23 protein-coding genes and 1 tRNA gene are annotated in these 21,184 nt (G+C 71.7%); 14 read left to right on the top strand and 10 right to left on the bottom strand.

What is annotated here, in order from left to right; genetic code table 11:
• The first annotated feature begins 46 nt into the window (after positions 1-46).
• From AB0B72_RS35985 to AB0B72_RS35975, 3 genes are all read left to right on the top strand, one after another.
• Positions 47-1,039: a hypothetical protein gene (locus AB0B72_RS35985; RefSeq protein WP_367743961.1), complete on the top strand. Its 993-nt coding sequence runs from the start codon at positions 47-49 to the stop codon at positions 1,037-1,039.
• A 137-nt stretch (positions 1,040-1,176) separates the two neighbouring features.
• Positions 1,177-1,536, top strand: a complete 360-nt coding sequence (locus AB0B72_RS35980) for a hypothetical protein (RefSeq protein WP_367743960.1) — start codon at positions 1,177-1,179, stop codon at positions 1,534-1,536.
• 279 nt (positions 1,537-1,815) lie between these two features.
• Complete coding sequence (locus tag AB0B72_RS35975; RefSeq protein ID WP_367743959.1) at positions 1,816-2,334, top strand: hypothetical protein; 519 nt, start codon at positions 1,816-1,818, stop codon at positions 2,332-2,334.
• Positions 2,335-2,350: 16 nt separating this feature from the next.
• On the opposite strand, the gene AB0B72_RS35970 is transcribed toward AB0B72_RS35975, so the two are convergent.
• From AB0B72_RS35970 to AB0B72_RS35940, 7 genes are all read right to left on the bottom strand, one after another.
• Positions 2,351-3,526 (bottom strand): globin domain-containing protein, encoded by a 1,176-nt coding sequence (locus tag AB0B72_RS35970; protein WP_367743958.1) that lies wholly within the window; start codon positions 3,524-3,526, stop codon positions 2,351-2,353.
• 17 nt (positions 3,527-3,543) lie between these two features.
• Positions 3,544-3,987: an Rrf2 family transcriptional regulator gene (locus tag AB0B72_RS35965; RefSeq protein ID WP_367743957.1), complete on the bottom strand. Its 444-nt coding sequence runs from the start codon at positions 3,985-3,987 to the stop codon at positions 3,544-3,546.
• A 206-nt stretch (positions 3,988-4,193) separates the two neighbouring features.
• On the bottom strand, positions 4,194-5,225 hold the full coding sequence (locus tag AB0B72_RS35960) for a hypothetical protein (RefSeq protein WP_367743956.1): 1,032 nt from the start codon (positions 5,223-5,225) through the stop codon (positions 4,194-4,196).
• A 38-nt stretch (positions 5,226-5,263) separates the two neighbouring features.
• Positions 5,264-7,510, bottom strand: coding sequence for a heavy metal translocating P-type ATPase (locus AB0B72_RS35955; protein WP_367743955.1), 2,247 nt, complete (start codon positions 7,508-7,510; stop codon positions 5,264-5,266).
• Between the two features lie 240 nt (positions 7,511-7,750).
• Complete coding sequence (locus AB0B72_RS35950; RefSeq protein WP_367743954.1) at positions 7,751-9,037, bottom strand: ArsB/NhaD family transporter; 1,287 nt, start codon at positions 9,035-9,037, stop codon at positions 7,751-7,753.
• The gene (locus AB0B72_RS35945) at positions 9,034-9,477 is read right to left on the bottom strand and encodes a CBS domain-containing protein (RefSeq protein ID WP_367743952.1); all 444 of its coding nucleotides are present in this window, start codon (positions 9,475-9,477) and stop codon (positions 9,034-9,036) included. The genes AB0B72_RS35950 and AB0B72_RS35945 overlap by 4 nt, the downstream gene beginning before the upstream one ends.
• A gap of 125 nt (positions 9,478-9,602) precedes the next feature.
• Positions 9,603-10,892: an NUDIX domain-containing protein gene (locus AB0B72_RS35940; protein ID WP_367743951.1), complete on the bottom strand. Its 1,290-nt coding sequence runs from the start codon at positions 10,890-10,892 to the stop codon at positions 9,603-9,605.
• Between the two features lie 106 nt (positions 10,893-10,998).
• Here AB0B72_RS35940 and AB0B72_RS35935 point away from each other — a divergent pair, with 106 nt between their 5' ends.
• The 5 genes from AB0B72_RS35935 (at position 10,999) to AB0B72_RS35915 (ending at position 16,144) form a co-directional block, all read left to right on the top strand.
• Positions 10,999-11,871 (top strand): NAD(P)-dependent oxidoreductase, encoded by an 873-nt coding sequence (locus AB0B72_RS35935; RefSeq protein ID WP_367743950.1) that lies wholly within the window; start codon positions 10,999-11,001, stop codon positions 11,869-11,871.
• Between the two features lie 104 nt (positions 11,872-11,975).
• Positions 11,976-12,920 carry an aldo/keto reductase gene (locus AB0B72_RS35930; protein ID WP_367743949.1) on the top strand — a complete coding sequence of 315 codons (945 nt, stop codon included), beginning with the start codon at positions 11,976-11,978 and terminating at the stop codon, positions 12,918-12,920.
• Between the two features lie 186 nt (positions 12,921-13,106).
• Entirely contained in the window at positions 13,107-14,930 is a 1,824-nt protein-coding gene (locus tag AB0B72_RS35925) for a glycoside hydrolase family 15 protein (RefSeq protein ID WP_367743948.1), read from the top strand.
• 42 nt (positions 14,931-14,972) lie between these two features.
• Positions 14,973-15,299, top strand: coding sequence for an ArsR/SmtB family transcription factor (locus AB0B72_RS35920; RefSeq protein ID WP_367743947.1), 327 nt, complete (start codon positions 14,973-14,975; stop codon positions 15,297-15,299).
• Entirely contained in the window at positions 15,296-16,144 is an 849-nt protein-coding gene (locus tag AB0B72_RS35915; RefSeq protein WP_367743946.1) for an SRPBCC family protein, read from the top strand. The genes AB0B72_RS35920 and AB0B72_RS35915 overlap by 4 nt, the downstream gene beginning before the upstream one ends.
• 98 nt (positions 16,145-16,242) lie before the next feature.
• On the opposite strand, the gene AB0B72_RS35910 is transcribed toward AB0B72_RS35915, so the two are convergent.
• Both AB0B72_RS35910 and AB0B72_RS35905 read right to left on the bottom strand, forming a co-directional pair.
• Positions 16,243-16,605: an STAS domain-containing protein gene (locus AB0B72_RS35910; protein WP_367743945.1), complete on the bottom strand. Its 363-nt coding sequence runs from the start codon at positions 16,603-16,605 to the stop codon at positions 16,243-16,245.
• Positions 16,606-16,894: 289 nt separating this feature from the next.
• The gene (locus AB0B72_RS35905) at positions 16,895-17,308 is read right to left on the bottom strand and encodes an ATP-binding protein (protein WP_367743944.1); all 414 of its coding nucleotides are present in this window, start codon (positions 17,306-17,308) and stop codon (positions 16,895-16,897) included.
• 294 nt (positions 17,309-17,602) lie between these two features.
• Between AB0B72_RS35905 and AB0B72_RS35900 the strand changes: the two genes are divergently transcribed.
• The 6 genes from AB0B72_RS35900 to AB0B72_RS35875 all read left to right on the top strand — a co-directional run bounded on the left by AB0B72_RS35900 (position 17,603) and on the right by AB0B72_RS35875 (position 20,762).
• A complete protein-coding gene (locus AB0B72_RS35900; protein ID WP_367743943.1) occupies positions 17,603-17,842 on the top strand; it encodes a DUF397 domain-containing protein in 240 nt (79 codons plus the stop codon).
• A gap of 80 nt (positions 17,843-17,922) precedes the next feature.
• Entirely contained in the window at positions 17,923-18,828 is a 906-nt protein-coding gene (locus AB0B72_RS35895; protein ID WP_367743941.1) for a helix-turn-helix domain-containing protein, read from the top strand.
• 149 nt (positions 18,829-18,977) lie between these two features.
• Entirely contained in the window at positions 18,978-19,373 is a 396-nt protein-coding gene (locus AB0B72_RS35890) for an ATP-binding protein (protein ID WP_367743940.1), read from the top strand.
• Between the two features lie 304 nt (positions 19,374-19,677).
• Positions 19,678-19,797 (top strand): DLW-39 family protein, encoded by a 120-nt coding sequence (locus AB0B72_RS35885; RefSeq protein ID WP_367743939.1) that lies wholly within the window; start codon positions 19,678-19,680, stop codon positions 19,795-19,797.
• Between the two features lie 39 nt (positions 19,798-19,836).
• Positions 19,837-20,547, top strand: coding sequence for an HAD family hydrolase (locus AB0B72_RS35880; protein ID WP_367743938.1), 711 nt, complete (start codon positions 19,837-19,839; stop codon positions 20,545-20,547).
• 142 nt (positions 20,548-20,689) lie between these two features.
• A tRNA-Ala gene (locus AB0B72_RS35875) sits at positions 20,690-20,762 on the top strand.
• 76 nt (positions 20,763-20,838) lie between these two features.
• On the opposite strand, the gene AB0B72_RS35870 is transcribed toward AB0B72_RS35875, so the two are convergent.
• Complete coding sequence (locus AB0B72_RS35870; RefSeq protein ID WP_367744005.1) at positions 20,839-21,087, bottom strand: tyrosine-type recombinase/integrase; 249 nt, start codon at positions 21,085-21,087, stop codon at positions 20,839-20,841.
• Between the last annotated feature and the right edge of the window lie 97 nt (positions 21,088-21,184).

Here is a 21,184-nt window from a genome sequence, read left to right as displayed (position 1 = left end):
CCTGGCCGGAGTCACAAGGAGGAGACGACAAGGGGGAGAGAATCAGATGAACAGGTTCATGTGTTCGGTCATCGCGGGGGGAGTGGTGGCCGTATCGGCCGCGGTGCCGGCGGGCGCCGCTGCGGCGCCGCTTCCCGAGTCGGCGCGGGCGGCTGTCGCGGCGCAGGCGGCGGCCGTCCCGGCCGCCGCACGCACCCCGGCCGCCGCACCCCGGCCGCTCACGGGCGCGGCCACCTACCTGCGCTCCGGCGATGCCGCCTTCGAGGTCCTGCGCCACCGGCCCGGACGGCCGTGGCAGACGACCTCCATCGCCGGCGCGTACGCCAACCATCAGTTGACGGTGTCGCCGGACGGCGCCAAGGCCGCCTGGGTCGGCGCGGGGAAGCTGCACGTCCTGACCGGCCTGGGAAGCGCCAGGCCCAAGGACAGGGTCGTCGCCTCCGACGCGGCGGAGGCGCCCTGCCTGACCCCCGTCTTCTCGCCTGACTCCACGACCGTGGCGTACCCGCGCCGGGCGAAGCAGGAGGCGTCGGTCGTCGTGGCGGTGGCGGCGGACGGGACGGGATCGCGCGTGCTCGGGAAGACCCGGGGCGTCTGCCATCTGGCCTGGTCCGGCGCCGGGCGCTACCTGGCCGGCTACGCGGGCACCACCGAGGGCGTCTACCTTCTCGACACCCGGACGGGCACGTCGCGCAGGGCCAAGGGCATCGCGCTCGCCAACCACGTGCAGAGCCTCTCGCCGGACGGCCGCCGGGTGGTCGTCCACCGGATCGGCCCCAAGGACCCGGGGGGCGACGGCGTGTGGCCGAGCTGGTTCACGCCGGCGATCGTGGACACGCGTACGGGAGACAGGGTCGCCATCCCGGTGCGCGGCTCGCTGCTCGGAGCCCTCTATCTCAGGGACGGCCGGCTGGTCGTCCGGGTCCGGGGCGCGAAGCACAACACGCTGGTCATCGTGGGCGCGAACGGCCGGATCCTCCAGCGGATGAGCGAGCCGGCGCGAGTGCGCGAGGACGCCCTCATGGCCGTGACCGGCTGACCGAGACCCGCCGGGCCAAGAGCCGGTCATCATCTGCGCCATGGATCACCGGGAGGCGGGAGCGATGTCACATCTCGGGGTATCCCGCCTTCGTATCCATCCGGAGCTGAGTTCCCGAAGGGGAGGTGTGCACAGACATGAGTCGGCACTCGACGGACGCAAGGCGTCAGGACGTCGCCCGGACCATGTGGCGGGTGGCCGTCGTCACGCTGGCCGCGGCGGCGTGGGGGACGATCGCCTCCCCGGCGGGAGCGGCCGGAGCGATCCCCGCGCGGCACGCCTCCCCGCATTCCTCCGGAGGTGACGGCCACTCGACCAACCTCAACACCGGGCACGCCTCCCGTAACAGGAACTACGCGGCGGTGAACAGCCCCACCGTGTTCCACGGCAACCAGAACGTGTCGATCAGCATCAGTCACAAGACGATCACTCAGGGCGCGTCGTGCCGGAAGCACGCGAGGATCTGCAGGATCAACCAGAACGGCCGGATCGACTGATCTGGGCATGTCGAGCTTTTTAAGCATTTCACCTCCGCTGCGGGTAATGATGCGGCAACGACCCGCACGCACCGGTCCGGCGACGGGATCACCGAGGTCGCGGCCAGTACGCTGACCAGCGAAAGCGTCCGGGGCGAGGGGGTCTCCCGTCCGGACTCATCCGATTCGGCGGGGGTGAAGAGAATGGTCCGTCGGCATGTTCGCGAAGCGTTCCGGGGAAGGGACGTCGCCGTCGCCCTGATCGCCTGCGCATGCGCGTCGAGCCTTTTCCTCGCGATCGTGCCCATCCGAGCGGAGTCGAGCACTCCGGGCGGGCAGGAGACGAGCACTCCGAGCCGGCAGGTGTCGAGCACTCCGAGCCGGCAGGTGTCGAGCACTCCGAGCGGGTGGGAGTCGAGCGCGCCGCGTCCGCGGGAGACGAGCACGCCGCACCCCCGGGCGCAGCGGAAGGCGACGGCGCTGGACGACGATCCCGATGGGAACCACGTCCGCGACGGCCGCATCACCTTCGACCGCAGCCCTCGGACGGACCGCGGCTACCAGCACAGCTCCATCAACACGGTCGCGGGCGGCACCACCGTGCAGAACGGCCTGTGCAGGCGCTCGAGGGTATGCAAGATCGTCCAGAAGATCACCGTGGTGACCCCGGAGCGGACCGTTACGGCCACTCCACGGCCCACCTCGACGTCGCAGGCCTCTCCGAAGGCCAGGCCGTCCCAGAGGGGCGGGCTCGTACGGCTCGACGCCGAGCTGGGCGTGGGGCCGGGCCTGCTCGGCCTCCTCTCACTCGGCCTCTGACGGCCGGCGGCGGGAGTCAGCCTCGAGGGAGCCAGGTGTCGGGGGCGAACACCTCGTAGTGGATGTCGGCCTCGGGCACCCCGCGGGCGAGCAGCTGGGAGCGGACGGCGCTCATGAACGGCAGCGGCCCGCACAGGTAGGCGACCGGATCGGCCGGCAGGTCGATCCCGGCCAGGTCCACCCGGCCGGTGCGGGCGGCGGTCACACCGTCGCCCGGCTCCTTGTACCAGCGGTGCAGGGTCGCGGACGGCAGGCCCGCCACCAGGCTCTCCAGCTCCTCGCGGTGAGCGTGGTCGGCCGGGGAGCGGTCACCGTGGACGACGACGACCCGGCGGGTGGAGCCGACGGCCGCGAGGTGGTCCACCATCGACAGGACCGGTGTGATCCCGATCCCGGCGGAGGCCAGCACCAACGGCCTGTCGCCGGGGGGCAGGGTCACATCCCCGTACGGCGCGGAGACCGTCAGCACGTCGCCTGGGCGCACGTTCGCGTGCAGCCAGGTGGACACCTCACCCTCGGGGGCGCCGTTCCCGGCGGCACGCTTCACCGTGATCCGCCAGTCCCCCCGTTCGGGGGCGTGAGACAGGCTGTACTGCCGGATCTGCTGCGCGCCGTCGGGCAGGACGGCCACGACGCTGACGTACTGGCCGGGCCGGAACGACAGGGGGCGCGACGGGCGGAGGGTGAAGGAGACGGCGTCCGCGGTCTGACGACGCCGCCCGGCCACCGTCGCCTGGAGCCATGGCCCGGTCGCGTCGTGCTGGAGCTCCACCTCCCGGCCGATCAGGGCTCCGGCCATCAGCCAGTAGACCTCGTCCCAGGCCGCGGCGACTTCGGGGGTGACGGCGTCGCCCAGCACGTCGGCGATGGCGGCGAAGAGGTACTTGTGGACGACGGCGTACTGGTCGGCCGTGACCCCGAGTGAGGCGTGCCGGTGGGCGATCCTGCCCAGCATCGCGTCCTCCCGTTCGCCGGGGCCCGCGACCAGCCCACTGGCGTACGCGACGATGGACCCGGCGAGCGCGGCGCGCTGGCGGCCGTTGGCCTGGTTGCCCCGGTTGAACAGGTCGCGCAGCAGGTCGGGGTTGTCGGCGAACATCGACGCGTAGAAGCGCGTGGCGATCTCCTCGATGGCCCCGCCGATCACGGGCAGGGTGGCGCGAACGATCGTGGCCGACTCGGTCGAGAGCACGGCATCCTCCAAAATCCTCAGGAAGCATCCCTGTTGACGAGGCCGGCCAGTACCGGCCCGGTGGGGGAGGCGATCAGGTCCTCCACGGTGATCGGGTCGAGGGAGGTGTAGAAGGCGTGCTGCGCCGCGCGGAGCGCACCCCGTAGGCGGCAGGCGCCCCGTAGAGGGCAGGGGGTCTCCCCCTCGCAGGCGACGACCTCCTCCTCGCCCTCCAGCTCGCGGACCAGCCGGCCAAGCGACGCCGTACGGCCGGAACCGGTGAGGCCGAGCCCTCCGCCACGGCCCCGGCGCGCCTCCACCACCCCGAGGTGCTGGAGCCGGGCGATCACCTTCGCGGTGTGCGTGTACGGGATCGCCATCACCTCGGACACCTGCCGGGTGGTCAGGCTCTCTCCCGGCTCCATGACCGCGAGGCGCATGGTGACGCGCAGGGCCAGGTCGGTGAACTTCGTCAGGCGCACACAGTGACGCTAACAAAATATGCATGTGAAATACCAATTAAGTGGATGAGATCCGCCTCACATCGGCCCGCCGCACGCCCGGCTCGGGGAGCCCGCCGCACGCCCGGCTCGGGAAGTACGTCGCACGCCCGGCTCGGGGAGTACGTCGCGCGGCCGGCTCGGGGACTACGTCGCGCGGCCGGCTGCCGGGCGAGATCCCGGGCGGCTCAATCCGGCCCCGTCGCCGGGGACGCGGCCAGGACCGCCTCCGTCACCTGGTCCAGGCGCGGCAGGAAGCGGGCGACGTCCCCGGCCCGTCGCGGCAGGTCGCCCGGCCCGCCCACCCCCAGGTCGCCGGCGAGCTCCGCGAACCCCTCCCGCTGCCCGGTGGTGGCGTGCGGCCCGAGGATCAGCAGGCACCGCGCGTAGGTCGCGGTGATCCAGAAGACGGCCTCCCGGTGACGGCCGCGCGCGATCAGCTCGTGCCCCCCGTCCACCGCGATCGGCCGCGCCTCGGGGGTGATGTCGGCGGCGAAGGGGAAGCGCGTCCCAGGGGCCATCGGGGCGGCGGCGTCGAAGACGCGCGTCATCGCGTCCAGATGCCGGCCGGCGCGAGCGGGTGTCATCGCCGCGCAGCCGAGCAGGCCGAGCAGCTCCTCGTGGAAGTCGCCGAGGCCGTGCTCGTGGAGGAGCGCCCGGGCCGCGAGGTAGCGCAGCCGTACGGTCGGGTTGCGCAGGCCCGCCGTGAGCAGCACGTGCGCGGTGACCCCGGCAGGGAACAGCCAGGCCATCACCTGGCGGGGAAAGGGGCTCGCGGGGTCGAGCGTGGCCAGCCCGTCCACGATCCGCCGCCGGGCGTGCTCGCACCTGCGTCGCACCCACGACCGTTTCGCGTAGTCCCGCGCGACGGCGTCACTCAGCCGGGTCAGCCGGCCGGTCGGGTCCGCCACGACCGTGTTCGTACGGAACCCGCCCGCGAGGTGGTAGTGCGACAGCACCGTCTCGGCCGAGGGGATGTCGCTCCACCCCAGGTAGGTCACGTCGAGCAGGACCCCTTCGTGGCGGAGCTTGCCCGGTTTGGGCGGCACCTGCTCGTGCGTGGTCACGACCATGACGTCCACGTCCGAGGTGGCGGGCAGGTCGGCGTCCGCGGGCAGCCAGGCGGCCGAGCCGCTGAGGTAGGCGCCCGCGAAGTCGGGCGCCGCCGCCCGCCCGGCCACCCATCGGGACGCCGCCGCCCGCGCCTGTCGCACCTTCACCGGGCCTCCCCGCCTCGCTCGTCGCCACGTTGCGATGTTCAGCTGAAGCGGCGCAGGCGGAGGCTGTTGGTGACCACGAAGACGCTGGAGAACGCCATGGCCGCCCCGGCGATCATCGGGTTGAGCAGCCCGAGCGCGGCGAGCGGCAGCGCGGCCACGTTGTAGGCGAAGGCCCAGAACAGGTTGCCCTTGATCGTGGCCAGCGTCCGGCGTGACAGCCGGATGGCGTCGGCGGCGACCCGCAGGTCCCCGCGCACCAGGGTCAGGTCGGCGGCCTGGATCGCCGCGTCGGTGCCGGTGCCCATGGCGAGCCCCAGGTCGGCCTGGGCCAGCGCCGCGGCGTCGTTGACCCCGTCGCCGACCATGGCGACCGTCCTGCCGTCGGCCTGGAGCCGCTTGACCACGTCGACCTTGCCGGCGGGCAGGACCTCGGCGATCACCTCGTCGACGCCCACCTCGGCGGCCACCGTCCGCGCGACGGTCTCGTTGTCGCCGGTGAGCAGCACCGGGGTCAGGCCGAGCGCCCGCAGCCGCCGGACGGCCTCGGCGCTGGTCGGCTTCACCGTGTCGGCGACCACCAGCACGGCGCGCGCCGCGCCGTCCCAGCCGACGGCGACGGCCGTACGGCCGGCCGCGTGGGCCTGGTGGACCGCCCGTTCCAGGGCGGGGGGCAGGTGCTGCGACCACTCGGCGAGCAGCGCGGGCCGCCCGACCAGGACAGCGTGCCCGTCCACCACTCCCTGGACGCCGAGGCCCTCGACGTTGGCGAAGCCCTCGGCCGCGGGCAGGTCGCCCACCCGCTCGGCCGCTCCCCTGGCGACGGCCTGGGCGATGGGGTGCTCCGAGGCGTGCTCCAGCGCGCCCGCCAGCCGGAGGACCTCCTCCTCCCCGGCGCCCTCGGCGACGTGCACCTCCACCAGGCTCATCCGGCCCTCGGTGACGGTGCCGGTCTTGTCGAGCACGACGGTGTCGACGGCCCGGGTGGACTCCAGCACCTCCGGCCCTCTGATCAGGATGCCGAGCTGGGCGCCGCGGCCGGTGCCGACCAGCAGCGCGGTGGGAGTGGCAAGGCCGAGCGCGCAGGGGCAGGCGATGATGAGCACGGCGACGGCGGCGGTGAAGGCCGAGCCCGCCCCTTGTCCCGTGCCGAGCCAGAATCCCAGCGTGGCGACGGCGAGAACGATCACGACGGGGACGAAGACGGCGGAGACCCGGTCGGCCAGGCGCTGCACCTGCGCCTTGCCGTTCTGGGCCTCCTCGACCAGCGCCGCCATCTGCGCGAGCCGGGTGGCGGCGCCCACCCGGGTGGCCCGGACGACCAGCCGGCCGCCGGCGTTGACCGTGGCGCCGGTCACGCCGTCACCGGGGGCCACCTCGACCGGGACCGACTCGCCGGTCAGCATCGACGCGTCCACGGCGGAGGTGCCCTCCTCGACCACTCCGTCTGTGGCGATCTTCTCGCCCGGACGGACGACGAACCGGTCCCCCACGGCCAGCCGGTCGGCGGGGACGCGGGTCTCGACCCCGTCGCGGAGCAGGCCCACGTCCTTGGCGCCCAGCTCCAGCAGGGCGCGCAGGGCCGCGCCGGCGCGGCGCTTGGACCTGGCCTCGAAGTAGCGTCCGGCCAGGATGAACGCGGTGACGCCGGCGGCGGCCTCCAGATAGATGTTGCCGGAGCCGTCGGTCCGCTCGATCGTGAAGGCAAAGGGATGGGTCATGCCCGGCATGCCGGCCGTGCCGAAGAACAGGGCCCAGACCGACCAGCCCAGCGCCGCGAGCGTGCCCAGGGAGACCAGCGTGTCCATCGTCGCGGCGCCGTGGCGCAGGTTCGTCCACGCGGCGCGGTGGAACGGCAGGCCGCCGTAGACCACGGCCGGGGCCGCCAGCGTGAGCGACAGCCACTGCCAGTAGCGGAACTGCAGCGCCGGGATCATCGCCATCGCCACCACCGGCACGGCCAGCACGATGGTGACGACCAGCCGGTCGCGCAGCCGCCTCAGCTCGCCGTCCCGCTCGTCCCGCTCTTCCGCCGGGCCGCCCTTCGGCGGCTCGGGCAGCGCGGCGCCGTATCCGGCCTGCTCGACCACGGCGACGAGCTCGTGCGGGTCGAGGCTCCCGGGGAAGGTGACCTTCGCCTTCTCCGTCGCGAAGTTGACGGTGGCGTTCACGCCGTCCAGCTTGTTCAGCTTGCGCTCGATCCGGCCGGCGCACGAGGCGCAGGTCATGCCGCTGATCGACAGCTCGACCGCCCCGGTAGGGCTCGTCTCGCCGGTCACGGTCGCCATGACCCCTCCCTCCTCGGAGGCCGGGGCCGGCCGTACGCCTTCCGCGTGCGGCCGCAAGTGCGTGACGGGCGCGCCGCCCCTGCTCCGCTGCTCCGCGTGACCGAGCTTACCCTCGGCCCCCGGTGTCACATCGGCCATGTCCCCGCACTCCCCGTTCGCTGCGTGCCACCCGACTCCTACACGGTACCCCCCTAGGGTACCCCGGTGGTCAAGGAGGGCCGGAGGTGCGCCGGAAGGGGGTCACAGCAGGTAGCGCAGCCACAGGTACGGCACGGCCAGTGCGACGGTGACCACCGTCACGACCAGGCCGTACTTGGTGAACTCCCAGAAGCTGATCCGGGCGCCGTTGCGCTCGGCGATGCCGAGGATGACCACGTTGGCCGAGGCGCCGACCGCGGTGGCGTTCCCCCCGAGGTCGGCGCCGAGGGCGAGCGCCCACCACAGGACGTGGCCGTCGCCGGGGACGTTGTGCACCAGGTCGGACACGATGGGGCTCATCGTCGCGACGTAGGGGATGTTGTCCACGATGGCCGACAGCCCCGCCGAGGCCCACAGCAGCACCATGGTCGTGACGCCGAGCCTGCCCGCCGTCGCGTCGGCCGCGGCGCGGGAGATCTGCCCGATCACCCCGGTCTCGACCAGGGCTCCGACCATGATGAAGAGCCCGGCGAAGAAGACCAGGGTCGGCCACTCCACCTCGCGGATCGCGTCCTCGGTCGTGACCTTGGTGATCAGCACGAGCAGCCCGGCTCCGAGCAGGGCCACGACGGACGGCTCGTAGTGCAGCACCGGGTGGAGCACGAACGCGGCGATGACCACGCCGAGCACGGACAGGCTCTGCACGAGCAGCACCCGGTCCCCGATGGCGGCCTTCTCGTCGAGCTGCATGATCTCAGCGGCCCGCTCGGGGTCGTACCGGAACGCCTTGCGGAACAGCAGGCGGCACAGCCCGATGAAGACCACCATCAGCACGACCACCAGCGGCGCGAGGTGGACGAGGAAGTCGTTGAAGGTCAGCCCGCCCCGGCTGGCGATGATGATGTTCGGCGGGTCGCCGACGAGAGTGGCGGTGCCGCCGATGTTCGACGCCATCGCCTCGGCGATGAGGAACGGCGCCACCGGCAGCGCCAGCCGCTCGCAGACGAGGAACGTGACCGGCGCGACCAGCAGCACGGTGGTGACGTTGTCGAGCAGCGCCGACGCGCCCCCCGTGATCACCAGGAGCAGCACCATCAGCCGGAACGGACGCCCCCTGGCGCGCTTGGCCGCCCAGATCGCCAGATACTCGAACACGCCGGTCTGCCGCAGCACCCCGACGATGACCATCATGCCGAGCAGCAGGAAGACGACGTTCCAGTCGATGCCGGTGTGCTGGGAGAAGAACGCCGGGCCGGCGCTCGTGGCGTGGATCAGCAGCAGGACGGCGGCCCCGCCCAGCGCGGCCTTGACCCGGTGGACCCTTTCCGTGGCGATCAGAACGTAGGTGGCGACGAAGACGGCCGTCGCCACCCAGGCGGTGAAGGTCATGTCCCTGCCAGACGGTCCATCAGCGCGTTGAGCGTGACCGCGCCCAGCAGCCGGCCGCGCTCCACGACGGCGACCAGCGGGCTGCGGGTGCGTGCCATCAGCGCCGCCACCTCCAGGAGGGTGGCGTCCGGATCGGTCACCGGGAGTTCCTTCGGCCGCTCCGGCATCGCCTGGCGGACCGTGCGGTCGCCGAGGGCGCGCATGAAGGCGTCGGCGTGGGCCTCGTCGATCACCCGGGCGAGTGCGGGGTCGTCCTGGCAGTACTTGGGGACGGCCAGGCGCAGCACCTGGGTGCCGGGCAGGATCGAGCACGGCGTGCCTCGCTCGTCCAAGACGATCAGCCCGGGAAGATCGCGTTCGGCCATCAGACGGGCGGCGTCGGCGACGGGGGAGTCGAGCTCCACCGTCGGGAACGGCTCCAGGAGATCACGGGCGCGCATCGCTCACCTGCCCAGGGCGTACGGCTGCGGGGTTCAATTCGGGCCTCTCCGACGGCACCTCCGGGCGGGATCTCCGCGCGGAGCACTCATCGCCGACCAGACTTCCCGGCACACCTGTGATCAGGCTATCGGGTGGCCTCCGGATCCAGAAGGGCGGATCCAGAAGGGCGGGCGCCGAGGGCCCGGCCGATCAGGACGCGCTCGGCGTACGTCATGCGGGCCGCGTCGAGCGACGCGGCGGACACGAACCGGCCCTCCGCCGTCCTGGCGGGGGCGTGGAACGCCAGGCGCCGCCCGGCCAGGCCCGAAGGGGAGACGTAGTCGTCTGAGCCCACATAGCGCGCCTCCCCGGCGGTGGCGCCGATACGGGCGAGTGCCGCGTCGAGCCCCTCGCCCGGCCGGACGACCGTGGCGGGCAGGCGGTCGGTCTCCTCGTCGGAGAGCACGAGCACGGCGCCGTCGCGGTGGGCGACGAGGCAGACCGACACCTCGGTGAAGGCGGCGCGGGCAGCCTCGGCCTCCAGCTCGGCGGCTTCCGGCCGCTCCCAGCCGTGCAGGGAGAACCGCAGGCCGTCCCGGACCGCCTCGATGCCCGCCCGCGCGTACGGGACGGTCCGTTCGGGCAGCCGGTCGAGGGGAAACCATCCGAGCTCGGCGCATTTGTGCGGCTCGGCGTTGACGGGCGTCCCGGTGACGGCGCCCGCGGTGAGGAACAGCCCGATCCTCGCGGTGCCCCCGGCGTTGCGGTGGTGCATCACGTGCGCCACCTCGCAGCCTTCGACCTCGATCCCCAGCTCCTCGTACGCCTCCCGGATCGCCGTGCCGACCACCGGCTCCCCCGCCTCCAGGTGGCCGGACGGCATGATCTGCCACTCGCCGTCGGCGTAGCCGGTGCCCTCCCGGCGGCCGAGCAGCACCCGGTCGCCGTCCATCAGCAGGAGGTGGACGTCGACGACCGGCCGGTAGCGTCCCGGTGCGTAGGTCGCGGCGTCGAGCAGCGCGGGCAGCGTCGCCGCGCTCGCCGTGATGAACTCCCCCAGCTCCGGGGGGACCAGGGGCAGGGAGGCCACCTTCTCCGGCGGCATCCGCCTGACCTCGTGGAGGCCGATGTCCGGCTCAAGGAACTCCGGGCCGCTGCGGCGCGACAGGTCCATCCCGACCAGCCGGCAGGCGTAGACGGTGGACAGCCGCCCGGGCTCCACGAGCGTGAACACGTGCAGCGCGGGCCCGGCGGTGGCGCCCAGCTCCTCGTCGAGCTCGCGGCGCAGCGCGGCCTCCAGCGAGGCGTCCGTCGGCTCCACCCCGCCTCCCGGTGTCACCCAGTACGGCTCCCGCCCCGGTCGTACGCGCCGGAACAGGACGACGTCGTCGCCGTCGAGCAGGATGGCGCGGACGCTGTGCCGTACGGGATGCATGGGCCCATCCTCCTGGACGGGGCGGGGGCGGCGCAGGCATCCCTCGCGAAGCGGTGGGCAGGGCTGGTTACCGTGAAGAGGAACGACGAGCCGAGGGGGGCGTGCCATGCGGACAGCGGTGCTCGGGATGGGCGGGATGGGCCGCGCCCTGGCCAGGCGGATGCTCAAGAACGAGTATTCGGTCACCGTGTGGAACCGGACCCCGGGTAAGGCCGGCGACGTGGTGGACGACGGCGGCGTGGAGGCCGGCTCCCCCGAGGAGGCCGTCCGGGGCGCGGACGCGGTGCTGCTGTCGCTGTCCGACGACGACGCCGTGCGCGAGGTCGTGGCCCGGCTCGACGGCATCGAGGACGGGGTGATCGTGGTCGACACCAGCACGGTCTCCCCCGGCACCTCACGAGCGCTCCGCGCGACGGTGCCCGGCGGGCGGTTCCTCGCCGCGCCGATCGCGGGCGGGCCCGTGGCCGTCGTGGAGGGCACGGCCACGACCCTGGTCGGCGGGGAGCGGCGGCTGGTCGACCGCCTCGACCCGATCTGGAAGGACGTGTTCGCCTCCTGGTCGTACTGCGGGGAGGATCCGGGCAGCGCGACGGCGTTCAAGCTGCTCAGCAACTACCTCATGATGGCGGGCCTCGCCGTCCTCGCCGAGGTGGCCGCCACGGCGCAGGCGGCGGGCCTCGACGACCAGCTCACGCGGGACTTCCTGGCGTCGTGGCCCACCGTCGCGCCCGGGCTGCACAACCGGCTCGACGACGTCCTGTCCGGTGAGCACGGCGGCTGGTTCACCACCCGCCTCGGGGCGAAGGACCTGCGGCTCGCGCGCGAGCTGGCCGCCGGAAGCGGTCTCGACCTGCCGATCGCCGGGCTGGTGGAGCGGCGCTACGAGGAGGCGGCCGAGCGCGGCTGGGCCGGCCATGACATCGCCGCGATCGTCGAGCTGCTCAGGGACGGCCCGCGAAAGCCCGGCGGCACGTCGTGATGAACGGCGCGCGGCGAAAATACGGCGCGTTGTTACGGCGCGTTGTGATGAGCGGCGCGTCGTGATCGGCGGCGCGGCGCGATGACTCGAAAGAAGGTACGGAAATGACGGATATGTCGTATCGCCGGTTGGGGGACTCGGGGCTTGTCGTCTCAGCCCTCGGTCTGGGCGGCAACAACTTCGGCCGGCGTATCGACATCGACGCGACCCGTGCCGTCGTCGACGCCGCGTTCGACGCCGGGGTGACGCTGATCGACACCGCCGACATCTACGGCGAGTCGGAGGCGTTCCTCGGAGAGGTGCTCAAGGGCCGCCGCGACGATGTGGTGCTCGCCACCAAGTTCGGCGGCGACCTGAACGGGGCGAACGGCCCCGACTGGGGCGCCCGCGGCTCCCGGCGGTACGTCCGCAGGGCCGTCGAGCGCTCCCTTCGCCGGCTGCGCACCGACTGGATCGACCTCTACCAGCTCCACTTCCCCGACGCCTCGACACCGGTCGAGGAGACCCTGTCGGTCCTTTCCGACCTGGTGCGCGAGGGCAAGGTCCGCTACGTCGGCTCGTCGAACTTCGCGGGCTGGCAGGTGAGCGACGCCGACTGGATCGCCCGCACCGAGGGCCACGAACGGTTCGTCAGCGCGCAGAACGAGTACAGCCTGCTGGACCGGCGGGCCGAGCGGGAGCTGGTCCCCGCGCTGCTCCACCACGGCATCGGCCTGCTGCCGTACTTCCCGCTCGCCAACGGGCTGCTGACCGGCAAGTACCGCCGGGACGCGCGGGCGCCGGAGGGCACCCGCCTGTCGGCCCGCCCCGAGTACCTCACCGATGACCGCTTCGACGTCGTCGAACGGCTGGAGGACTTCGCCGCCCGTCAGGGTGTCTCCCTGCTCGACGTGGCGATCGGCGGCCTGCTCGCGCAGCCGGCGGTCTCGTCGGTGATCGCCGGCGCCACCAGGCCGGAGCAGGTCAAGGCCAATGCCGCGGCGGCCACGTGGCTACCGGACGAGGCGGCGCTGGCCGAGCTCGACGAGATCGCCCCGCGCCCCAGCTGACCGCTGTACGAGAGCCGGACCAGATCGCCCCCGCCCCAGTTGACCGCCGTACGAGCCAGACTGGGATCGCCCGCGCCCCAGTTGACCGCCGTACGGCACCGCCCGACGGGCCTCGGGGCCCGCGTCGTACCGTGGAAGGCGTACGGGCCCGAAGCCCGGCGCGGGGGCGCCGGACGGGGAGGCGACATGGGGGACAGCGGCCGTGCGGCCCGCTCCGCATACCTGCCGATCGCCGAGCACGGCCTGATCGGCGACCTGCGGACCGTCGCGCTCATCGGCACGGACGGCACGATCGACTGGTACTGCTGCCCGCGCTTCGACGCGCCCAGCGTCTTCGGCTCCCTGCTGGACGCGGACCGGGGCGGCTGCTTCGAGCTGACCACGTCCGTGCCGGCCGGCACCAAGCAGTTCTACTTCCCCGACACCAACGTGCTGATCACCCGGTTCTCCGCGCCGGACGGAGTCGGGGAGGTGCAGGACTTCATGCCGATCGCCGAACGGTCGAGCGAGATCAACCGGCACCGGCTGATCCGGCGCGTGCTCTGCGTGCGCGGCTCGCTGCCGTTCCGCGCCCGGGTCGCTCCCCGGTTCGGGTACGGCGCGGAGCCGCACATCCTGCGCCTGGACGGTCGCCACGCCGTCTTCGAGTCCGCGTCGCTCGCCCTGGCCCTGACCGCGTCCGTGCCGCTGGAGGCCGACGGCGTGGACGTCCGGGCGGAGTTCAAGCTCGACGAGGGCGAGGCGGCGGTCTTCGCCCTCGACCGGGTCGGCGGCGAGGTCGGCACGCGCCCGTGCCCGCTGGAGGAGGCGGAGGAGGAGTTCCGCGCGACCGTGGCGTTCTGGCGCGGGTGGCTGGCCGCCTCCCGCTACCGGGGCCGCTGGCGCGAGATGGTCCACCGCTCCGCGCTGACCCTGAAACTGCTCACGTACGCGCCGACGGGCGGGATCGTGGCCGCCCCGACGACCAGCCTGCCCGAGCGTCTCGGCGGCGAGCGCAACTGGGACTACCGCTACGTGTGGATCAGGGACGCCGCCTTCTGCGTGTACGCGCTGCTCCGGCTCGGCTTCACCGGCGAGGCCGAGGCGTTCATGGGCTTCCTGTCCAAGCACGCCACGATGTGCACCGACGGCCCGTCGGGCCCCCTGCAGATCATGTACGGCATCGACGGCCGGAGCGATCTCCCCGAACGGCAGCTGTCCCACCTGGAGGGATACGAGGGCTCGGCGCCCGTGCGGGTGGGGAACGCGGCGGTGGACCAGCTCCAGCTCGACATCTACGGCGCGCTGATCGACTCGATCTACCTCTACGACAAGTGGGGCCGTTCGATCTCCAGCGACCTGTGGGACCGGGTCTGCACGCTGGTCGAGTGGGTGAGGGAGAACTGGGACCGGCCGGACGAGGGCGTGTGGGAGACCCGCGCCGGCCGCAGCGACTTCGTCTACTCACGGCTGATGTGCTGGGTGGCGATCGAGCGGGCCATGCGGATGGCGAACCGCCGCGGCCTGCCCGCCGACCTGGTGGGCTGGCGCGAGTCCCGCGACGCGATCTACCGGCAGATCATGCGGCGCGGCTGGTCGGCCCGGCTGGAGGCCTTCGTCCAGCGCCTGGACGGCGACGTCCTCGACGCGTCCGTCCTGATGATGCCGCTCGCCAAGTTCGTCTCCCCGACCGACCCGAAATGGCTGTCGACGCTCGACGCGCTCGGCCGGGTCCTGGTGTCCGACTCGCTGGTCTACCGCTACGACCACGGAGTCTCCCCGGACGGCATCGCCGGCGAGGAGGGCACGTTCTCCATCTGCTCGTTCTGGTACGTCGAGGCGATGGCCCGCGCCGGCCGGATCGACGAGGCCAGACTGGCCTTCGAGAAGATGCTCACCTACGGCAACCACCTCGGCCTGTACGCCGAGGAGATCGGCCGCACCGGCGAGCAGCTCGGCAACTTCCCCCAGGCGTTCACCCATCTGTCGCTGATCAGCGCCGCCTTCTTCCTGGATCACGCGCTCGGGTAGATTCCCTTGCGTTCATATAACCGACTGGGTATGTTCGAGCGTGTGTCACTGACTTTCGACGTGCTCGCCGAGCCGACCAGGCGCCGCATTCTGGACATGCTCCTGGAGCGCCCCCGGCTTGTGGGCGAGCTCACCGAGGGGCTCGGCCTGACCCAGCCGGGCACCTCCAAGCACCTGAAGGTGCTGCGGGAGGCCGGCCTCGTCCACGTGCGCCGGGACGCCCAGCGCAGGTGGTACGAGCTGCGCCCCGAGCCGCTCGCCGAGGTCGACGCCTGGCTCGCGCCGTACCGGCGCCTGTGGGCCGGCAGCCTCGACGCGCTGGAGCGGCACCTCGACGCGACCCCCGACGACAACCAGGAGGAGACATGAGCACGACACTCGGCGACGCGGGCGGCCTGCCCGTCCTCCGCATCGAACGCAAGCTCGCCCACCCACGGGAGAAGGTCTGGCGCGCCGTGACCGAGCCCGCTCAGCTGTCCCAGTGGTTCCCGTTCCACGTCGCGGAGATGGATCTCCAGGTGGGTGGCAAGATCAGGTTCGAGACGGGCGACGGCACGGCCACGGACGCCGTGGTCACCGAGCTCGACCCGCCCCGCGTCTTCGCGTTCACCCAGCAGCCCCTGGCGCAGATGCCGCGCGAGGGCGAGAACACGATCCACATCGAGCTGCTCCCACGGGAGGGCGGCTGCCTGCTGGTCTTCACGCAGACCTTCCACGACCGGCCGGCCGCCGCCAGCTACGCCTCGGGATGGCACACCTGCCTGGACGTGATGGAGACGATCCTCGACGGCGGCCCCGCCCGGTTGCCGGAGGGGAACTTCCCCGAGCTCCACCAGTCGTACATCGAGGACCTCGGGCTGCGGGAGGGCGCGGCGGAGCGCGGGCCGGACGGCTGGCGGGTGCGGTTCGAGCGCCAGCTCACCCGGCCGGCCGAGGACGTCTGGAGAGCGGCCGGCGGCGCCTCCGCCCGCGTGGGCGAGCCGGCCCCGGAGGGCTTCTGCGACGGGCGCGCCCACGGGCCCGTCGTGAAGGCCGAGGAGCCCGCGCTGCTGGAGTTCGCGTACGGCGGCGGCCGGGTGCGCTGGGAGCTGTCACCGGGCACCGGTCATGGCGCACGCCTCGTCGTGACCGAGACCGGGCTCGCCGACCCCGATCCCGCCCTGGTCTCGTGGCGGGAGCGGATCGAGGCGCTCGCCAAGGGGCTGCTGCCCTGAGCAACCCGGGGCGCTTCCGGGGACGCTTCCGGGGGCGCTGAGGATTCGGCGGCGGCGGGCCTCAGGAGACGGCCTCCGGGCCGCGCGGCCGCCGGGTCTCAGGAGGCGTGCCGGGCCTCGCCGAGGTGGCCGAGCATGTCCAGGAGTCGCCGCAGGTAGGGCGGCACGTTGCGCAGGTGCACGGCGCCACCGGGAGCCGGCCCCGGCATCAGCAGCGCCCGCAGACCGGCCAGGTCGATGAAGCGCAGATCACCGGTGTCGACGACGACCTCGCCCAGGACGTCCTTGACGGCCCCGAGAGCGGCCGTCAGGGCGGCGCAGTTGGAGACGTCGACCTCCCCGCTGACGATCAGCGAGGAGTCGGCGGCCGACCAGGTGATGCGCAGGTGGGTGTCGGCGTGGAGGACGTCGTCCTCACCCCTGTCGCCGGCGGCCGCCGGAGGCCCCCCGGGCCGCGTCACTGAGATCCCACCCGCGGCGCGTGCGTAGCGGAAAGGCCACTGGCCTGCGGCGGGAAGGTGGTCCCGATACAGGACACGGTGATCGTCGTCACGAGCCCTACCTCCTGCTGGTCCGGCCCATGGGACCAAGGGAACGCAACCGAGCGTGGTCGCCTCACCCGACACCTGTCAATGGTTGGCCGACATGATATTCACCGGGGATCACATCTCGCCGCCGGGCAGCGAAGGGGTACCGGTTCGTGGGTCCCTTGGACGAACTCCGGAGGCCGGCTGTGGAAAGCGGAGTGGTTCAACGGCAGGCTTCGAAGCGGGTCTTTCCCGCGGTGAAGCCCGCCCATACGGCCTTGCCCATGGGGCGCAGCGGCGTCCAGCCCCACATGGCGCTGACTCCCGCGACGACCTGAAGGCCGCGGCCGGTCTCCGAGACGTAGTCCGGCTCCCGCAGGATCGGCGGGTCGTTGCTCGGGTCGGTCACCATGCACAGCAACGCGTGGGTGGAGCGGAACATGAGCAGCCGCACCGGCGAGTAGTGGATGGCCGGATGACGCAGTCCGTGACGCAGGGCGTTGGTCACCAACTCGCAGACGGCGAGCGCGGCGTCATCGACGACCTCGGGAAGCCCCCAGGTCCGTAAAACGCCCGTGGCGTAGCGCCGTGCCGTACGGGCGGCGAGGCTCTCCCGGTTGAACTCGTGAACGGCCACCTGCAGAACGAGCCGGTGATCGTGGTCCGGTGCCCACGGCCAGCGCATTCCGTCGGGAAAGACCTGCTCCAGAGTGCCGAGCCAAGGTTCCCAGCCCTCGCTATCGGCTTCTGCGAGGGAAGCACGGTCTGTCCGATAACCAGTCATTGAGAGCCTTATGAGGTTGCTGTCGGCCATGTGGCGGGATGACTCAGTTAGTCATACTGCTCCCCTTGGTGCTCATGTGCAAGTACGGATGCACGTGCAAACGCACGAAGTCGTATTCTGGCCGGGCAGGCCATCGAAGGGGGGACCATGCCCGCCATATACAACGGAATGCCGTCGTCCCAGATGGGAGACCTCGCCTGGCGGAAGAGCCGGCACAGCAATCCCAACGGCAACTGCGTGGAGCTCGCCGCGCTTCCGGGCGGCGACGTGGCCGTCAGGAACTCCCGCCATCCCACGGGCCCGATGCTCGTGTACTCCCGCGGAGACCTGGCCGCCTTCCTCCGGTCGGCGAAGGAGGGGGATTTCGACGACCTGATACTCGATTGAACGCAGCCCTTGTCCCAGACGATTGGGCGAGTATCGTGAACCAGGCGTAAACCACTGGTAAACCGTAAAAGGACTGCCATATGACTGCGGCCCCGCAGGAGGGGGTGCCCCACCTCCGCGACATTCCCGCGCAGCCGCGCCGCAGCCCCACGGTCCTGCGGATCCTCCTCGGCACCCAGCTCCGCCGCCTGCGTGAGAGCAGGTACATCAGGCTGGATGAGGCGGGGCGCGCGATCCGGGCCTCCCATTCCAAGGTCAGCCGTATGGAGCTGGGCCGGGTCAGCTTCCGCGTCCGGGACATCGCCGACCTGCTCGACCTCTACGGCGTGACCGACGAAGGCGAGCGGGAGGCCATGCTCGGCCTCGTCACCCAGGCCAACGCGCCCGGCTGGTGGCACAACTACGACGACGTCCTCCCGTCCTGGTTCGAGGCGTACGTCGGACTGGAGCAGGCCGCGAGCTCCATCCGCAACTACGAGGTGCAGTTCTTCCCCGGGCTGCTGCAGACCGAGGCCTACGCGCGCGCCGTCATCCGGCTGGGACATCCCCAAGCCGCCGCCGACGAGATCGAGCGCCGTGTACGGCTCCGCCTGGACCGGCAGGAGCTGCTGACCCGGCCCGATCCTCCCCGTCTGTGGGCGGTCGTCGACGAGGCGGCCGTACGCCGCCCGCTCGGGGGCCGCGAGGCGATGCGCGCCCAGCTCGCCCGCCTCCTGGAGCTGCTCGACCTGCCGAACGTCACGGTCCAGATCGTGCCGTTCAGCGTCGGCGGCCACGCCGCCGCGGGCGGGCCGTTCAGCATCCTGCGGTTCGCCGACACGGACCTGCCCGACGTGGTGTACCTCGAACAGCTCACCAGCGCCATCTACCTGGACAAGCTGGAGGACACGGATCGCTACCTGGCCGTGATGGAGCGCCTCTGCATCGAGGCCGAGACCGTACCTGACACGAAGAAGATGCTCCGCCAGGTCATGACGGAGCTTTGAGCAGTGCGCTAGCGTCCAGGAGGACCTCGCTTCGCGTGTTCGCCGTGCCACCGGCCTTCCGGTGAGCGCAAGCCGTACCCCAAAATACGTGTCAGGCGCTCATGTGCGGTAAAGGGAGTATTACCACTGTGGCGGAAGCACGGAGGGCGGTGAAGACCTTGACGGGCAGCCTGCTCAGCCTGGAGTTCGACCGAAGTTCGGTCACCCGGGTGCGGCATCTCGTCACGGTGTCCGCGCAGGAGGCCGGGTTGAGCGGAATCGCGCTGGAGGACTTCGTCCTCGCGGTTCACGAGGCGGTCACCAACGCGGTCCGATACGGCACCCCACCCCGCGGTATCGCGATGTGGCGCGAACCCGCGGCGCTGGTCTGCGAGGTCACCGACAAGGGGCCGGGCATCCCCGACGAGGTCCTGGAGCGCGAGGAGCCCGCGACGAGGTTCGACTTCGGGGGACGGGGGCTGTGGCTGATGAACCGCCTGGCCGAACTGGTCGTCCGTACGGGGCCGGAGGGCACCACGATCAGGCTCTGCGCCACCCTCGCCTGATGCTTTGGTGATCCTTCGCTGAGAGCGGAGGCGGGCCGCACGGGCCGGAATCCTGCCCCTGCCCGGCGCCACGCGAGGATGGCCGCGAGGGTTAGCACCGGGATGAGCTGGGCACTTTTGATCTCATCACCCGTCATGGAGGCGCTCGCCAGACCGGGCGGGGTGAGCCGTAATCTCAGATGGGGTTCACCAGAATTCCGAGCAATCCGGGTCGGACGCCTGAGCCTTGCTAGGCTGCAGGGAACCGTAGAACCGGGCGTTGTCTCACCCGGCAGGTGAGACCGTTGAGAAGTGGGGTCACACCGTGAAGAAGCTGCTTGTTCTCGGCCTGGTCGCTCTTGGTGGGCTGCTGGTCTGGCGGAAGGTGCAGGCCGACCGCGCTGAGCTCGATCTGTGGACCGAGGCCACCGGTAGCGAGAACTGACCATCGAGGATGGTGGCTGATCGTGGGAAAGGTGCGGGAATGACCCCCGTGAAACTGGCCTGCCTTGATTTGGCCGGGACCACGATCGGCGACATCGACATGGTCGAGCGGGCGTTCGCCGAGGCGATCGCGACGCAGGGCATCGTCCCCGGGACCAGTGCGTACGCCCGTGCGATGGTGCATGTGCACAGGTCCCGGGGGTGTCCCCCGGCCGAGGTGTTCCGCGGGATCTTTCCTGGCAACGAAGCCCAGGCGCAGGCGGCCCACCTGACCTTCGAGCGCTCCTACGAGGGCGCCCTGGAGCGTACGGGCCTCGCGCCGCTGCCCGGTACGGTCGAGGCGATCGAGAAGCTGCGTGACGCGGGGGTGCGGATCGCCCTGATCACCGGGTTCAGCCGCGCCACCCTCGGGAGGCTGCTGAGCGCTCTCCCCTGGGCCGACAAGCTGGACTTCGCGCTCTGCCCGCAGGACGCCGGGCGCGGGCGCCCCTATCCCGACCTGGTGCTGACCGCCGTCCTGCGTTCCGGCGTCGAGGACGTCCGCCAGGTGGCCGTCGCCGGCGACTCGGAGAGCGACATGCTCTGCGGACGCAGGGCCGGCGCCTCCATCGTGGCCGGCGTGCTCACCGGCGTCCACAGCCGCGAGCGGCTGTTAAGCGGCGGCGCGACCCACATCGTCGACTCCCTCGCCGACTTCCCGGCACTCGTCCTCGGCAGCGAGGTCGGCGCGGTCGGTGCGGTCGCCCGGTGACGTCACCGCTTTCGAGTGGCGCGCGGACGCTTTCGAGTGGCGCGGGGGCGCTTTCGAGTGGCGCGCGGGCGCGGCCAGTTGCTACGGTGTACGCACCCGATCAGCGTGTGATCTGCGTCTTCTCACAGCTCGCGCCGGTCGCGGGGCCTTAGCTCAGCTGGCAGAGCGCCTGCTTTGCAAGCAGGAAGTCAGGGGTTCGAATCCCCTAGGCTCCACCCCACGTCAAAGGCCACCTCCCATGATCAGGAAGTGGCCTTTTTGACCTCGTACAGCAGCGAAGTACAGCAACCGCTACGAATCCAGTTGCTCACCGAGCCGCTTGAGCGCCTTGCGCGTCTCCTCTGACGAGACCTCGCTGTAGATGTTCATCGTGACCGAGATCTGGCTGTGCCGAAGGATCTGCATCGCCACGCGTGGGTGGACGTCGAGGGCGACCAGGAGCGACGCGCGGGTCTTCCGGGTCGCGTGGACGTGAACCTTTCGCACCTTGGCCTTGGCGCAGGCGTTGGCGAAGCTGCGTCGGAAGTTCGACGGCTCGATCGGCCGGCCCGCTGCCGCTACGCGGTGGGGTCGATGGCAGACGAGAGATCAGGACAGGGTAGGAGCGTGCGGGTCTGCGCAATTGGGTCTTGCTATG

The sequence above is a fragment of the Microbispora sp. NPDC049125 genome, assembly GCF_040802045.1.
Taxonomy (GTDB): Bacteria; Actinomycetota; Actinomycetes; order Streptosporangiales; family Streptosporangiaceae; genus Microbispora.
Note: the sequence above shows the minus strand (reverse complement) of the source record. Positions and strands in the feature narration are given on the sequence as shown.